This is a genomic window from Maricaulis sp. MIT060901, assembly GCF_047123815.1.
Classification (GTDB): domain Bacteria; phylum Pseudomonadota; class Alphaproteobacteria; order Caulobacterales; family Maricaulaceae; genus Maricaulis.
On record NZ_CP138920.1, the window covers coordinates 521,065 to 534,070 of the forward strand.

The window sequence follows — 13,006 nt, forward strand, 5'->3', positions numbered from 1 at the left end:
CTCATGCGGAAACCAGGTCCAGCAGGCTATTCAGCCGTGATTCGCCCTCACGCGCGTCAAAACTCTCGATTTCCTCGCGCACGGCCTCGGCCGCCTGTGCGCGTTCCAGCGCCTTGCCAGCAAATTCAGGCGCCGCCTCGGCCACGCCGCGCATCTCGCCAGGATCACCATTACAGTGCAGCAGAAGATCACAGCCGGCCTCGATTGAGGCCTCGCCACGCTCGCGGAACGTGCCGGTCAGCGCTTTCATCGACAGGTCATCCGTCATCAACAGGCCGTCAAAGCCGATCTCCTCGCGGATAACCTGGTTGACCAGCACATCAGAGGTCGTTGCCGGACGCTCCGGATCGATATCGCGATAGACGATGTGGGCCGTCATCGCCATGACGGCATCATTGAGTGCCTTGAAGGGCGCAAAATCGGTTTCAGAGAGCAGCTCGTGCTCTTCCTCGACCACGGGCAGTTCGAGATGACTGTCCGCATCGGCTCGGCCATGACCGGGGATATGCTTGATGATCGGCGCGACGCCACCCGCCTGGACGCCCTCGATCGCAGCCCGGCCGAGATGGATGATCGGCTCCGGCGTTTCGCCAAAGGCCCGGTCACCGATAATGGCATCTGCGCCCGGAATTCGCAGATCGAGACAGGGCACACAGTCCACATCAATACCGACCGCGCGCATCTCCTCCGCCATCAGGCGGTGGTTCAGCCAGACGGCCTCGATGGCCGCTTCCGGTTCGCGCCTGAACAGGTTGGCATAGACTTCCGCTGCCACCATTTCGCGCCAGTTCGGCGGGCGCAGGCGGCGCACGCGACCGCCTTCCTGGTCGACAAGGATCGGTGCATCTCGCCCCACACAATCGCGCAGGCTCATGGTCAGGCGAGCGAGCTGTTTCGGCGTGTCGATATTGCGCGCAAAGACGATGAACCCCCAGGGGTCGGCATCGCGGAAAAAATCGTGTTCGTCCTTGGAGAGCTCGGTTCCGCCGAGCCCGTAAATCATGGCGCGGGCGGTCATCGACGCGCCACCAGACAGTCCTGTCCACGCCCCTGCAGGGTTGAGCAGAAGCTCACCGCGTCATCGCGCGTGGAGAACGCAGCAATGCGCAGGCGGTGATAGGTGCCGCGTTCGGCAATCTCGACAGAGGCGATATCCGGGCCGAGGCCGCTGGAAATGTCCGAGAAACGTCCCTGGAAAGCGAGCCAGGCCGCTTCGGCGTCCGCGACGGAGCGGAAGGAGGCGATCTGTACGACCCAGTCACCCGCAGGTGTCGCAGCCGGAATGACCGGCTCGGGATCGGGATCCGGCTGTCGGGTTTCCGGCTGGCGGGTCTGAGGCTCCGGCTCGCGGGTCTCAGGCTCGGGATCCGGTTGACGCTGTGGGCGGTCCGGAGCCTGGCGCGGCGTTACATCCGTGGTCGGTTCCTCCAGCGGAGTTTCCTCGATCTGCTGGCTGGTATCGGGCTGGGCAGCTTCCGTGGCATAGGCATCAACGGTCTCGATGCGCAGTGACGGCCGCGTGTCTTCCAGCGGCTCCTCTGCTGCCGGACGCGGCGAGACATCCTCGTCGCCATCATTGTCACCGGTCAGGCGATTATAGACATCCAGATTGGTGTCCGGCGTCTGTTCGCCGCCCGGATCAGCTGGGCGTTCGCGATAGGGCTCGACCTCGGCCAGCAGCCGCGGCGCTTCGTCACGCTCGCGCACACCCTGGTTGAAGGCGCTCCAGACGACACCGACAAACAGGACAAGAACCGCGATCGCCGTTGTCAACAATAAGGTTCCGCGCCGGTTTTCTTCCTCGCGGGCATCAAAGGTCTCAAATTCATCCGCCGGCGGCGCATAAGCGCCAATTCGGGAGTCGTCGTCGTCCGTCATACTTGTCTGGCCTGTTCAGTGCTTTCGCGAATCGGAAAGGATGCTCCAAGATAGCATTTGAAATCTGGCATGCCCGTCTCTCGCGCTGACTAAAAATATCCCTGCACGGTAAACAAACGGCGATGCTCTTCCATCGCAAACCGGTCGGTCATCGCCGCGATGTGGTCACAGATGCCCCGGGCCGCCGCTTCCTCGCCCTGTCCCTCGAACTGCGCCTGGACTTCCGTTGGCAACACTCCCGGGTCTGACAGGTAGAGATCGAACAGATCACGCGTTACGCGACCAGCCTGGCTCATCATGCGATTTACCTTGTAGTGCGTGTACATGTGGGCAAATAAATGGCGACGCAGCACGGCCAGCGTTTCCATCATGTCTTCGGAGAAGGTCACGACCGGCTCGGACAGCCGACGCAGGTCATCAGCACTGTCCGGCTTGTGCACGGCGAGACGGCGGCGCGTTTCCTCCAGCACATCGCCGACCATGATGCCGATCAGCTCGCGCACCACTTCATGGGTCTTCACGGTCTTGTTGATATCGGGCCAACGCTGTTCGACCCGGTCGAATATCCCGCCGATCAGCGGGATCTCTCGCAGCGGCTCCACCTCCAGAATTCCGGAGCGGATACCGTCATCAATATCGTGATTATTGTACGCGATATCGTCGGAAAGCGCAGCGATCTGGGCCTCAAGCCCCGCATGCGTATCCAGCTCCAATTCCTGCCAGTGTGCGTAATCGGTGAACGCCCAGGCCAGATCCTCGACCTCGCGTCCGGGGCCGATCAGAGGGCCATTATGCTTGACGATTCCCTCCAGGCTCTCCCAGGTCAGGTTGAGCCCGTCGAACTCCGGATAACGCACTTCCAGCTTGGTGATCACACGTAGCGTCTGGGCGTTGTGATCAAAGCCACCAAACGCCTTCATGCGATCGGCCAGCACACGCTCGCCTTCATGCCCGAAGGGCGGATGGCCCAGATCGTGTGCCAGGGCGAGCGCCTCGGCAAGGTCTTCATCCGCACCCAGCGCCCGCGCCAGGGTTCTGGCAATCTGCGCGACTTCCAGCGAGTGGGTTAGACGCGTGCGGTACTGATCACCTTCATGCGCCACAAAAACCTGGGTCTTTTCCTTTAGCCGGCGAAAGGCTGCGGAATGGATGATGCGGTCGCGATCGCGCTGGAATGCATTGCGCATGGCACTGTCAGCCTGACCAAAAAATCGCCCGCGAGATTGCGAGGGATGGGAGGCATAGGGCGCACGAGACCGGTCGGTTGCCGCAATTGTCATCAGATGGGGGCCTTCCTAAAGGCATCAGAGAGGTCCATATACCTATAGACACACGATCGGAAATAGCCAGTTTTCAAAACGATGAGCCTCAGCGTTACCCTCTCTGCCTCGGCAGCTAAACAGATCAACACCATCATGGCGGCCCAAGCGGACGCGCAATTTCTGCGCGTCGGCGTGGTCGGCGGCGGCTGCTCCGGCTTTTCCTATACGTTCGACCTGGCCAATGAGAAAGCCGGTGACGACCTGGTCATCGAGCTTGACGGCGCCAGCGTGCTGATCGACGAAGCCTCCCTGCCCTTCCTGGAAGGCTCGGAAATCGACTATGTCGACGAGCTGATCGGCGCAGCCTTCAAGATCAACAATCCCAACGCCACTGCGGCCTGTGGCTGTGGAACGAGTTTTTCCGTCTGATTTCACTCGACGGTTGAATCGCTCTGGTCCAAACTCCTGAAAAACCTCGGGAGGATGCCATGAGTTATGTCGACGGGTTTGTCATTCCGGTCGGAACTGCGAACAAGGAAGATTACGTCAAGGTCGCCAATGACATGGCCGAACTCTTCATCAAGCATGGCGCCAGCACGGTCCGTGAATGCTGGGGCGTGGATGTCCCACCGGGTGAAACCACATCCTTTCCGGCAGCTGTAAAGCTCAAGGACGGGGAAACGGTCGTCTTCTCCTGGGTGGAATGGCCCTCCAAGGAGGCGCGCGACAAGGCCATGCCAGCGCTTTCCGACGAAATGCAGTCCGGCATGACACCCGATAACATGCCCTTTGACGGCCAGCGCCTTATCTTTGGAAGCTTCGAAACCATCGTCCTTCGCCAGAGCTGAGCCTGATGACCACTGACACCTCCCTTTCCGCCGTGATGCGTCGTCGCATCTCGACCCGCGCCTTTCTGGACACCCCCGTCAGCGAAACCGAGATCCGGGATCTGCTCGACACGGCCCGCTGGGCGGCGTCCGGCGGCAATCTCCAGCCCTGGCATGTGCACGTGGTTGCCGGTGAAGCCCGCCAGCGTGTCATCGACGCTGTCCGGGCACGTCTGGAGGCCGCGCCGTTCGAGGATGAAAACGAGTTTGGCGCCTATCCCAACAAGCTCTGGGAACCCTATCGCACCCGCCGCTTCGAGCTGGGTGAGCAGATGTATGACACGATTGGTATCCCTCGAGAGGACAAGGCCGGACGCCTCAATCACCTGTTGTCGAATTTCGAGTTCTTCGGGGCCCCGGTCGGCATCTTCTTCAGCCTCGACAAGGAGATGAACCCCAATCAGTGGGGCCATCTGGGCATGTTCATCATGGCCTTCATGCTGGCCGCCGAAGAGAAGGGCCTGGCGACCTGCGCCCAGGAAGCCTGGATGACCCGCCACAAAACCATCGCCACCACCCTGAGCCTGGCCGATGACCAGCGCATCTGGTGCGGCCTGGCTTTAGGCCACGCCGATCCGGAAGCGCCGGTGAATTCACTGCGTTCCGAACGGGTTCCCGTCGATGAGTTCGCGGTGTTTGAAGGATTTTAACGCTTCCCCCCACGAACGTCACCACAATCAATCAAGTATTGCTGATATTCCGCGTCCCGGATCTGTGGGTTCACAACGAAAAGATACCAAAGCAGTGGCGCGAGAACGACCAAGTCAAAAGCAATTCGCGGCTTTTGCTTGATCGTGAGTGTAGCCGCCACGACCAGAACAACCACGGCCAGCGGCATCCAAAGCAGCTGCAGCCCCCAGAGGCCGCCAGCGACCTCGGAAGGCACGTCCAGCAACGCCATTGGGTTAAGCAATACGAACGAGAGGATCACGAACCAGGCCAGAGCCAGCAGCCAGGCAAGCAGTTGGAGCAGATTCAGCATTCCGGTATCCGTTTCAACAGCACGAGATCCATCTACATCCCCCGCTTTCCTCGCGCGACGAACGCCATACACTGAGGCCAACAGCCGCTCGAGATTCTCCCATGACCCTGACCGTCGCTTCCTGGAACGTCAATTCCGTAAAGGCCCGCCTGCCCAACGTGCTGGACTGGCTGCGCGAGGCCAAGCCGGATGTGGTCTGCCTTCAGGAAATCAAGACGGTGGACGAGGGTTTCCCGCGCATGGAGATCGAGGATCTGGGCTATAATGTCGAGACCCACGGCCAGAAATCCTACAATGGCGTGGCCATCCTCTCGCGTTACCCGATCGAGGAATGCACCTCGCGCCTGCCCGGCGATGATGAGGATGAGCAGGCCCGCTATATCGAAGCCGTGATCTCGGCGGAGAGCGGTCCGGTGCGTGTCGCCTCGATCTACCTGCCTAATGGCAATCCGGCGCCCGGCCCCAAATACGACTACAAGCTGGCCTGGATGGAACGTCTCTACGCCCACGCCAAGGGCCTTTTGGAGCTGGAAGAACCGTTGATCATGGCTGGTGATTACAACTGTATTCCGCGCGACAGCGATTGCTGGGACATGGCGGTTTGGGCCGATGACGCGCTCGCCCTGCCGGCCACACGTGCCGCCTTCAAGAAGCTCCGCTGGCTCGGTCTGACCGAAGCCTTTGAACAGCTCGACGGGCGGGGTCATCAATACACGTTCTACGACTATCAGGGCGGCGCCTGGCAGAAAGGCAATGGCATCCGCATCGACCATCTCCTGTGTTCGCCGCAAGCTTCCGACGCCCTCGAAAAGATCGACATCCACCGCAAGACGCGCGGTGAGCCGAAAGCCTCCGACCACATTCCGATTGTGGGCACCTTCGCGCTTTAGGCCAAACACGCGCACTCCCCCTCAACGAGCAAAATTCACACTGGGTTCACGCAGGAAGTGTGTTAATGTCGCTTTAACGAACCAAGGGGACAGGAGATCCATGCGCCTGCTACTCGTTTCTGCCTGCACGTTTGCCTTTTCTGGCGGCGCTGCACTGGCCCAGGACCAGCAACAACCGGCCAACGCGATGGAAGAGGAATTGTCCGAGCGTGGCGTGAACTATGCCCGTGATGATTCGACCCAGGATCGCGCCCGCAACTATGCGCGCGACGCCCAGCGCATCGCCCAGCGCCGCGAGAGTGAGGGCGAGGATGAAGACGCACCGCTTCCGCTCGGTGAGGCAGTGATTGTCGACAATTCCCGCCGTTCCGGTCCGGATAACTGATCATGCGTTTCCTGCTCGTTTGTCTTTCCCTTGTTGCCGCGTTGGCGATTGCCCCGACAGCGCAGGCGGAGAGCAACAGCGAGCCGGTCGATGCCTTCTCCCTTCGCGAGATGGCGGATTTCTCAAAACAGATCGAACAGGAGCTCGCTTCCCGCGGGGCCTATGTCGCCATGGTCTTTCGCACCGGGCGCCAGCGTTCACAATTGCCAGGCGAAATCCGCTACACGCACGGCGCCTTCTGGGTCTATGCGCCTGTCCCGACTCTGGGCGGCGGCACTCAGTATGGTTATGCGGTCTATAATCTCTATCACGAGATCGATCCGGTAACATTGTCCGGTCTTTACCAGGACTGGCCGCTCGATTTCACGCGCGGGGACTCCGTTGGTCAGGTCGGTGTGATCATCCCGAATCGCGAGATGCAACGTCGCATTCTGGACGTCATCGCCTCTCCCTATTTTGAGGCCCTGCACCACCCCGAATACTCGCTCCTGTCCAATCCGGCCGACGAGCGTTTCCAGAACTGTACCGAATTCATGCTGGACGTGGTCTCTTCGGCCATCTGGCAGACCGCAAGCCGCGAGCAGATCAAGGTCAATATTGACGCCTATTTCCGCCCGACCCGTGTCCAGCTGAACGTGTTCCAGCGCTTCCTGGCACCGCTAACGGACGCGCGCCTGCGTTTCGACGACCAGCGCGATGGCATTCGCACGGCGACCTTCGCCTCCCTGGCCGATTTCATGCTGGCATTTGACCTGGCAGACGAGGACCAGATCTTCGAGATTGATGCGCACTATTCCCGCGCCGAGGATATGGTCTATCGCGGCGGCGAGGCAGCAGCCACAGCAGTGGACTAAGCCTCTCTTAGCCATCCTCTTTCCCGCGCGACCTCCACACGCGAGCGCGCGACCGGGACACGCTGCCCGTCCGCAAGCACGAGTTTCCAGTCCCGCCCGTCCTTGAGCGCAGAGACAACAGCGCGATCCGCCACCCACCAGGACCTGTGACACCGGGTGCCGAGTGCCGCACCACCGTCACCGATATACTTGCCTAGCCGTCCGCGCACGAAACGCCGGCGCGTATCGGTGACAATCTCCAGATAGTGGTCCTGGGCCTGGACGTAGAGCACACCTGACAAATCGGACCGCTCGTCAGGCTGCGGATTCGCTTCCGCATGGGTCTGCGTCGCGACCTCGGGCTCAAGATAGAGTTCCTCCCAGGCCAGGCGCAGAAAGAGCACAAAGCCGGCCACCGTGACCACAGGCGGAGCGAGGAAGACTATGAACTCCATCCACGGGTCAGGCTCCTTGGGCAGGATGGGTGTGCGTTTAAGCGCTTCCAGCTCCATCGCCATGATCGGGATGCTGAGCAGGGTGGCGCAGACCAGACCGGTAATCTCACCGGACCGGGTTCGTGGCAGGAAACGCGCGAGCTGCCAGTCGATGAGAACCGGCTGCACCACCATCAGCCCGGCCACCAGCCACCACAGACCCAGCCGGTGCCAGAGGGGCAGTTTCCCCGTCGAGAACGCATCAGAAAACGCGTAATTCAGCCCCATGAAGAGGATCAGCCCACCCAGGAGCCGCCAGTTATGGTGCCAGGGCGCGCGATAGCGCGCGGACGGACTGTGACCACTCACGACAGGTTCGGACATTTGGCGACACTCCGCTGGTTCGACATCAGATTTTGCGCAATTCGATTGGCTCATCAAGCGCTTGCAGATCGCGGCGCCAAACGAAACCTGAAAGGACCATCCTCGTGAAACTGACCAAACTCCTCCCCCTCGCCTTCCTTGCCATCAGCCACATCGCCCCTGCCGATGCGCAGGAGCGCCGTGAGATCCCTGACTACCGCGAAACCGGGTTCGAGCAGAACGCCGCACTCAGCGCCGAGCTGGACGATTTCCTCGCGGCCTATACCGCCGCCTGGGGCGCACAGGATACCGACAGCTTCATCGCGCTACACCACGAAGACACGGAGTGGATCAATGCCTATGCCCGCATGTTCCAGTCGAGCGACAGCCTGGCCGTTTTCCTGGAAGAGCGCCTGTTCCCAGCCTTCTCTGCCCAGGTTTCCCGCACCGAGGTCGCCAATATGCGCCGTGTATCCACGCGCCTGATCGGCGATGACGTCGCCGTCCTGCACCTCTACACAGACGGCAATCGCGGCCAGTCCCGCAATGCGGGCGAGACCGCCCGCCGGACGCACTTCCACCTGGTGCTCAGCCGCTCGGACGGCATGTGGAAGGTCGAGCACACGGCCATCATGGATGCGCGCAACTGACGCAAAGGACGTTTCGCGGTGAATCGAAATTTCCCCCTTGTTTGAATTTGATTCACCGCCAGCCTTCTGATCCGGGCTCACATGGTTAAACCACGTGAACAAGGAGGCGGACATGAAACGGTCTCTCTCAACACTCTGCATCAGCACCCTTGCGGGTGTTCTGGTCCTCACACCGGGTGCCTTTGCCACCCAATCCGGGACACCCGCTGCCCGCGCCTCGGGCGAGAGCGCCGGAGCCTCTGTCGAGGTCACGGCGACACTCGCCTCGGCAGCGGTCGTCATTGCCCCCAGCGCTGCCGTCATCGTGATGAGCACCGGCGCAACCCTGGTCACCGGCGACCCGGCCTTCATCGAGGAAGGCGCGGAGTACGCCGAGGACATGCTGGCCTGGGGATTTGGCATGGAACCGCTCGACGTCAGTGATGAAGTTGTCGTCGCCCCGCCGCCGGACGTGCCTTACGAGGCTCAACGTCATGACAACGACTAAACTGCTCGCGGCCACTGCTCTGGCCATTGTCCTGGGAGAGGCGGAAGCCGGTTCCGGGGCGACACCGATCTCGCCCTTCCCGGCCGAGGACAGCGCAGACTTTGCCAAACAGATCGAGCGGGAACTTGCCGGCCAGGGCGCGCGTATCGCCCTGGTCTTCCGGACCGGCCGCGCACGCGAGGACCTGCCCGACGGCATTCGCTACCCCCATGGCGCCTTCTGGATATATTCGGAGATGCAGACAGAAACCGGCGAACGTATTCGCGGTTATTCCGTGCACAATCTCTATCACGGCGAGGAAAACCGTCGCCGCTCGCACCTCGCCCAGGACTGGCTGCTCAATTTCACCCAGGGCGATGTGATCGGCGAGGTCGGTATCATCGTGCCCTCACCGGAGATGCAGCGCCGCCTGCTCGGCCTGTTTGCCAGCGGCGACATCAATACCCTGCACCAGCCGGACTATTCGCTGATCTCCAGCCCGCACGATCTGCGCTTCCAGAACTGTAATGAGTTCATGCTGGATCTGCTGGCAGCAGCGGCGTGGGAGACGACGGACCGAGACACGCTGAAAACCAATCTGTCAGCCTGGTACGAGCCCGCGCGCGTCCAGACCAGCCTGCTGGAGCGCATGTTCGGCCCATCCGTCGACGAGCGCGTCCGGCTCGACGATCACCGCGGCCCCATCCGCACCGCAACCTTCGCCTCGATGGGCGAATTCATGACCGAGTTCAACCTGGCCAGCGCCGTCTATGAGCTGGAAGCGGATTTCCTGACGGAAACGGAGGACGGGGGGAGCTGAGCGCTCCCTACTCCACCCGAACGCCCGGTTCGCCGGCTTGCATGCGACCGATGACGGTGGCGGCGCTGTGGCCTGCCGCGTGGAAACAGGCGAGCACGTCGTCCACCGCGTCCGCGCTGCACGAGACCATCAGGCCGCCGGAGGTTTGCGGGTCGCACCAGAGGATTTCGTCCAGGTCCGACCAGCCGGCGGGTATGGTGACCTTGTCGCCGACAGCCGCCCAGTTGCGACCGGACGCGCCCGTCTTGATCCCGGCCTCGGCCAGGCGGCGCGCTTCGGCAAATACCGGAACCTTGGCGCGTTCAACAATACCGGTCAGGCCCGCGCCCTCACACATCTCGGAGAGATGGCCCAGCAGGCCGAAGCCGGTGACATCGGTGATGGCATGGACGCCGTCCAGCTGGCTCAACGCCGCACCGGGCGTGTTGAGCAGAGTCGTGGAAGCGACCATGGCGTCATAGGCGTCCGGCGAGAGCTCGCCGCGTTTCAGCGCCGCACTGAACACCCCGATACCGATGGACTTGCCCAGCACCAGCACATCGCCCGCCTTGGCGCCGGCATTGGTCTTCAGCCGATCGGGATGGGCCGTGCCCAGGGCAACCAGGCCATAAATGGGCTCGGCAGCATCAATCGAGTGTCCGCCCGCAACGGGGGCACCTGCAGCCTCCGCGACAGAGCGTCCGCCCGCCAGGATGGCCCGCACCATCTCGCGCGGCAGCTTGTTGACCGGCATGCCGACAATGGCGAGGCAGAAGATCGGCGTCGCGCCCATGGCGTAGACATCCGACAGCGCATTGGTCGCGGCGATCTTTCCGAAGACTTCCGGGTCATCGACAATGGGGGTGAAAAAGTCGGTGGTGGCCACCAGAACCGTTTCATCATTGATGCGCCAGACCGCCGCGTCATCCCGCGTGGCCGCATCCACCAGCAGTTCCGACGGCATTGGCATGGCCGGTGCACCGCCGAGAATATCGCTCAGCACAGCCGGATCGAGCTTGCAGCCACAGCCGCCACCATGGGCCAGAGCGCTGAGGCGAACCGCTTGAGTGTCATCCATGATCCACAAACCCTTGTCTGATCGGCTAATGTTGTTTCAGGAGACATAATCGCCGATGCAAGCCTTCGCCACCACAAAAGACCTCTCCAGCGACGCGCTGGCGCAGTATGACGCTATTATCGATGTGCGTTCGCCCGGCGAGTTTGCCGAGGATCACCTGCCCGGCGCCATCAACCTGCCTGTGCTGGACGATGAGGAGCGCGCGCGCGTCGGCACGCACTACAAGCAGGTCTCGGTGTTCGAGGCGCGCCGCATGGGCGCTGCCCTCACCTCGCGCAATATTGCCCGGCATATCGAGACCGAACTTGCCGACAAGCCCAAGACCTTCCGGCCGCTCATCTATTGCTGGCGCGGGGGCATGCGGTCGTCCTCCATGGCGACTGTGCTTTCGGCGATCGGTTGGAAGGTGACGCTCGTCCATGGGGGGTATCGCCGCTGGCGCGACCAGGTACGCGAAGCGCTGGAAGCTGAGCAAACACACAAGATCACACTGATTGACGGCCAGACCGGAACGGCCAAGACCCGCCTTTTGCACGTGCTGGCCGAGCGCGGTGAACAGGTCATCGACCTGGAAGGCCTCGCGCATCATCGCGGTTCGATCTTCGGCGATTTCGCCGGTGAGGACCAACCCAGTCAGAAAGCCTTCGAAACCCGGCTCTGGACCCGGCTCCGCGATCTCAACCCGGCCCGCCCGACCTATATCGAGGCGGAAAGCAAGCTGGTCGGTCGCAGGCGCGTGCCGGTCGGATTGTGGAATGCCATGCAGGCGGCAGATCGCCTTGTCATCAAGGCTCCTGTTGAAGAGCGCGCCCGCTATCTCATGCGCGCCTATCCCGACCTTGCCGCCAATACGGACAAGCTGGTCCAGGCCATTAAAGGCCTTAGACAGTTCCAGTCAGGCGAGACAATCACGGAATGGCTCACCATGGCCGAGGCCGGTGATTTCCATCCGCTCGCCATCGCCCTGGTGGAGGCCCATTACGACCCGGCCTACGACCGGGCTCGACGGCGTGACGGTGCCGAGTGGGCTGAGCGTGTGTTGGACACGGCATCGCTGGATGATGCTGCGCTCAGCGATCTCGCGGATCAAATCTGCGAGCGAGAGACGGTCTAGACTTCCGGATTGCGATCCAGCATCGCCTTGACGTCGTCGCTGTCGACACTGCTCTCGACCAGCATTTTTACCAGGCTGGTGACCAGGTTCAGCTCATCGATGATCGACTTGATGCGGCCCTGGTCTGCCAGCGGTTTCCACATGGAGCCAACTTCGAAGAGATTGCCGGTTTCCGCCGCGATCAACAGCTCGCCCTTGCCGCTGTCCTGGTCGAACATGGCCCGCACACGCTTGCCTTTCAGGGCCTTTTCCAGGTCGAGCAGGCGTTCCATGAAGCTGGGTGTCAGCATGTAGCGCGCCAGCACCTGGTCATTGCCATAGACCTCGAAAGCTTTTTCGAATCTGGGATCAACGAGACCGATACGCTCCAGCTTGGTGGACCCGAAGGACCGCGACAGCTTTTGCAGGGAGTTCAGCCAGCCCTGGTCACGCGTGATGACGGTCACCCCTTCCACCTTGCGCGGGAAAGTGATGCGCATCAGCACACCGCGAAAAACCGTGACGTAGTAGGTCGAATTCTTGGAGCGGCGCCGCTGTTCGAGATGCGCCTCGTAGAGCTCGAAATCACAACCATCCATCTCACCGGAGAAATGGTCCTCGAAATGCTTGCGGTTGAAGACGGGCAGCAAATCATACTGGCGGAATGTGGAGAACCGCGCCGGCGAGTACGGCCGCACGGAATAGGCCATGCCGCATGCCTCGGCGATGGCCGTGTTGAGCTCCAGCTTCACGCGCTTGCGCAGCTTGTCCACCTTGCTGTTGCCCGCCACGATGGCGAACAGGGCAAACACCAGAAAAACAAGGAAAAAGCCGAAGTTATCGTCATTCATGGAACCGACGACAACCAGCCCAACAACCACGATCGCAATAGCCACAAACAACCAGATCCAGAAGGATCCGGTCGCCTGCTTGCGCTCCTTCTCCAGCCCTTCCAGCCAGGGCTGGAGGCGTTCCTGCCAGAGTTCCTGAAACTTTGCGTCCACGT

The 13,006-nt window shown here is 61.6% G+C and carries 17 protein-coding genes; 10 read left to right on the forward strand and 7 right to left on the reverse strand.

Annotation, left to right across the window (positions count from 1 at the left end; all coding sequences use genetic code 11):
• Nucleotide 1: 1 nt before the first annotated feature.
• From nagZ to SIC17_RS02640, 3 genes are all read right to left on the reverse strand, one after another.
• On the reverse strand, nucleotides 2-1,018 hold the full coding sequence (gene nagZ / locus SIC17_RS02630) for a beta-N-acetylhexosaminidase (RefSeq protein WP_412546311.1): 1,017 nt from the start codon (nucleotides 1,016-1,018) through the stop codon (nucleotides 2-4).
• A complete protein-coding gene (locus tag SIC17_RS02635) occupies nucleotides 1,015-1,878 on the reverse strand; it encodes an SPOR domain-containing protein (protein ID WP_412546312.1) in 864 nt (287 codons plus the stop codon). Before SIC17_RS02635 ends, nagZ begins: the two co-directional genes overlap by 4 nt.
• Before the next feature lie 89 nt (nucleotides 1,879-1,967).
• Nucleotides 1,968-3,158 carry a deoxyguanosinetriphosphate triphosphohydrolase gene (locus SIC17_RS02640; protein ID WP_291893406.1) on the reverse strand — a complete coding sequence of 397 codons (1,191 nt, stop codon included), beginning with the start codon at nucleotides 3,156-3,158 and terminating at the stop codon, nucleotides 1,968-1,970.
• Between the two features lie 81 nt (nucleotides 3,159-3,239).
• Between SIC17_RS02640 and SIC17_RS02645 the strand changes: the two genes are divergently transcribed.
• From SIC17_RS02645 to SIC17_RS02655, 3 genes are read left to right on the forward strand one after another with little or no spacing between them, the layout of a single operon-like run.
• A complete protein-coding gene (locus SIC17_RS02645) occupies nucleotides 3,240-3,569 on the forward strand; it encodes a HesB/IscA family protein (protein ID WP_291893408.1) in 330 nt (109 codons plus the stop codon).
• 59 nt (nucleotides 3,570-3,628) lie between these two features.
• Complete coding sequence (locus SIC17_RS02650) at nucleotides 3,629-3,988, forward strand: DUF1428 domain-containing protein (RefSeq protein WP_412546313.1); 360 nt, start codon at nucleotides 3,629-3,631, stop codon at nucleotides 3,986-3,988.
• A gap of 5 nt (nucleotides 3,989-3,993) precedes the next feature.
• On the forward strand, nucleotides 3,994-4,677 hold the full coding sequence (locus tag SIC17_RS02655; protein WP_412546314.1) for a nitroreductase: 684 nt from the start codon (nucleotides 3,994-3,996) through the stop codon (nucleotides 4,675-4,677).
• Here SIC17_RS02655 and SIC17_RS02660 read toward each other — a convergent pair.
• Entirely contained in the window at nucleotides 4,674-5,009 is a 336-nt protein-coding gene (locus SIC17_RS02660; RefSeq protein WP_291893413.1) for a hypothetical protein, read from the reverse strand. The two genes, SIC17_RS02655 and SIC17_RS02660, sit on opposite strands and share 4 nt — an antisense overlap.
• Before the next feature lie 101 nt (nucleotides 5,010-5,110).
• Here SIC17_RS02660 and SIC17_RS02665 point away from each other — a divergent pair, with 101 nt between their 5' ends.
• The 3 genes from SIC17_RS02665 to SIC17_RS02675 all read left to right on the forward strand — a co-directional run bounded on the left by SIC17_RS02665 (nucleotide 5,111) and on the right by SIC17_RS02675 (nucleotide 7,138).
• Nucleotides 5,111-5,899: an exodeoxyribonuclease III gene (locus tag SIC17_RS02665; protein ID WP_412546315.1), complete on the forward strand. Its 789-nt coding sequence runs from the start codon at nucleotides 5,111-5,113 to the stop codon at nucleotides 5,897-5,899.
• 100 nt (nucleotides 5,900-5,999) lie between these two features.
• Complete coding sequence (locus SIC17_RS02670) at nucleotides 6,000-6,284, forward strand: hypothetical protein (protein ID WP_291893418.1); 285 nt, start codon at nucleotides 6,000-6,002, stop codon at nucleotides 6,282-6,284.
• 2 nt (nucleotides 6,285-6,286) lie between these two features.
• Nucleotides 6,287-7,138 (forward strand): DUF2145 domain-containing protein, encoded by an 852-nt coding sequence (locus SIC17_RS02675; RefSeq protein WP_412546316.1) that lies wholly within the window; start codon nucleotides 6,287-6,289, stop codon nucleotides 7,136-7,138.
• Here SIC17_RS02675 and SIC17_RS02680 read toward each other — a convergent pair.
• A complete protein-coding gene (locus SIC17_RS02680) occupies nucleotides 7,135-7,935 on the reverse strand; it encodes a LytTR family DNA-binding domain-containing protein (protein ID WP_412546317.1) in 801 nt (266 codons plus the stop codon). The two genes, SIC17_RS02675 and SIC17_RS02680, sit on opposite strands and share 4 nt — an antisense overlap.
• A gap of 104 nt (nucleotides 7,936-8,039) precedes the next feature.
• Between SIC17_RS02680 and SIC17_RS02685 the strand changes: the two genes are divergently transcribed.
• The 3 genes from SIC17_RS02685 (at nucleotide 8,040) to SIC17_RS02695 (ending at nucleotide 9,850) form a co-directional block, all read left to right on the forward strand.
• Entirely contained in the window at nucleotides 8,040-8,564 is a 525-nt protein-coding gene (locus SIC17_RS02685) for a DUF4440 domain-containing protein (protein WP_412546318.1), read from the forward strand.
• Nucleotides 8,565-8,676: 112 nt separating this feature from the next.
• Nucleotides 8,677-9,051, forward strand: a complete 375-nt coding sequence (locus SIC17_RS02690) for a hypothetical protein (RefSeq protein WP_412546319.1) — start codon at nucleotides 8,677-8,679, stop codon at nucleotides 9,049-9,051.
• Entirely contained in the window at nucleotides 9,038-9,850 is an 813-nt protein-coding gene (locus tag SIC17_RS02695; RefSeq protein ID WP_412546320.1) for a DUF2145 domain-containing protein, read from the forward strand. The genes SIC17_RS02690 and SIC17_RS02695 overlap by 14 nt, the downstream gene beginning before the upstream one ends.
• 7 nt (nucleotides 9,851-9,857) lie before the next feature.
• Here the strand turns inward: SIC17_RS02695 and selD are convergent, their stop codons facing one another.
• Nucleotides 9,858-10,907: a selenide, water dikinase SelD gene (gene selD / locus SIC17_RS02700; RefSeq protein ID WP_412546321.1), complete on the reverse strand. Its 1,050-nt coding sequence runs from the start codon at nucleotides 10,905-10,907 to the stop codon at nucleotides 9,858-9,860.
• Between the two features lie 55 nt (nucleotides 10,908-10,962).
• On the opposite strand from selD, the gene mnmH reads away from it, so the two are divergent.
• The gene (gene mnmH, locus SIC17_RS02705) at nucleotides 10,963-12,021 is read left to right on the forward strand and encodes a tRNA 2-selenouridine(34) synthase MnmH (protein WP_412546322.1); all 1,059 of its coding nucleotides are present in this window, start codon (nucleotides 10,963-10,965) and stop codon (nucleotides 12,019-12,021) included.
• On the opposite strand, the gene SIC17_RS02710 is transcribed toward mnmH, so the two are convergent.
• Nucleotides 12,018-13,004: a DUF3137 domain-containing protein gene (locus SIC17_RS02710; protein WP_412546323.1), complete on the reverse strand. Its 987-nt coding sequence runs from the start codon at nucleotides 13,002-13,004 to the stop codon at nucleotides 12,018-12,020. The genes mnmH and SIC17_RS02710 overlap by 4 nt on opposite strands.
• Nucleotides 13,005-13,006 lie beyond the last annotated feature (2 nt).

Bases quoted from the DNA above. Each gene is read 5' to 3' on its own strand.
- SIC17_RS02680 (WP_412546317.1), bottom strand. From the start codon at position 7,935: ATGTCCGAACCTGTCGTGAGTGGTCACAGTCCGTCCGCGCGCTATCGC.
- SIC17_RS02675 (WP_412546316.1), top strand. From the start codon at position 6,287: ATGCGTTTCCTGCTCGTTTGTCTTTCCCTTGTTGCCGCGTTGGCGATT.
- SIC17_RS02650 (WP_412546313.1), top strand. From the start codon at position 3,629: ATGAGTTATGTCGACGGGTTTGTCATTCCGGTCGGAACTGCGAACAAG.
- SIC17_RS02665 (WP_412546315.1), top strand. From the start codon at position 5,111: ATGACCCTGACCGTCGCTTCCTGGAACGTCAATTCCGTAAAGGCCCGC.
- SIC17_RS02640 (WP_291893406.1), bottom strand. From the start codon at position 3,158: ATGACAATTGCGGCAACCGACCGGTCTCGTGCGCCCTATGCCTCCCAT.
- mnmH (WP_412546322.1), top strand. From the start codon at position 10,963: ATGCAAGCCTTCGCCACCACAAAAGACCTCTCCAGCGACGCGCTGGCG.
- selD (WP_412546321.1), bottom strand. From the start codon at position 10,907: ATGGATGACACTCAAGCGGTTCGCCTCAGCGCTCTGGCCCATGGTGGC.
- SIC17_RS02690 (WP_412546319.1), top strand. From the start codon at position 8,677: ATGAAACGGTCTCTCTCAACACTCTGCATCAGCACCCTTGCGGGTGTT.
- SIC17_RS02670 (WP_291893418.1), top strand. From the start codon at position 6,000: ATGCGCCTGCTACTCGTTTCTGCCTGCACGTTTGCCTTTTCTGGCGGC.
- nagZ (WP_412546311.1), bottom strand. From the start codon at position 1,018: ATGACCGCCCGCGCCATGATTTACGGGCTCGGCGGAACCGAGCTCTCC.
- SIC17_RS02645 (WP_291893408.1), top strand. From the start codon at position 3,240: ATGAGCCTCAGCGTTACCCTCTCTGCCTCGGCAGCTAAACAGATCAAC.
- SIC17_RS02635 (WP_412546312.1), bottom strand. From the start codon at position 1,878: ATGACGGACGACGACGACTCCCGAATTGGCGCTTATGCGCCGCCGGCG.
- SIC17_RS02660 (WP_291893413.1), bottom strand. From the start codon at position 5,009: ATGCTGAATCTGCTCCAACTGCTTGCCTGGCTGCTGGCTCTGGCCTGG.
- SIC17_RS02695 (WP_412546320.1), top strand. From the start codon at position 9,038: ATGACAACGACTAAACTGCTCGCGGCCACTGCTCTGGCCATTGTCCTG.
- SIC17_RS02655 (WP_412546314.1), top strand. From the start codon at position 3,994: ATGACCACTGACACCTCCCTTTCCGCCGTGATGCGTCGTCGCATCTCG.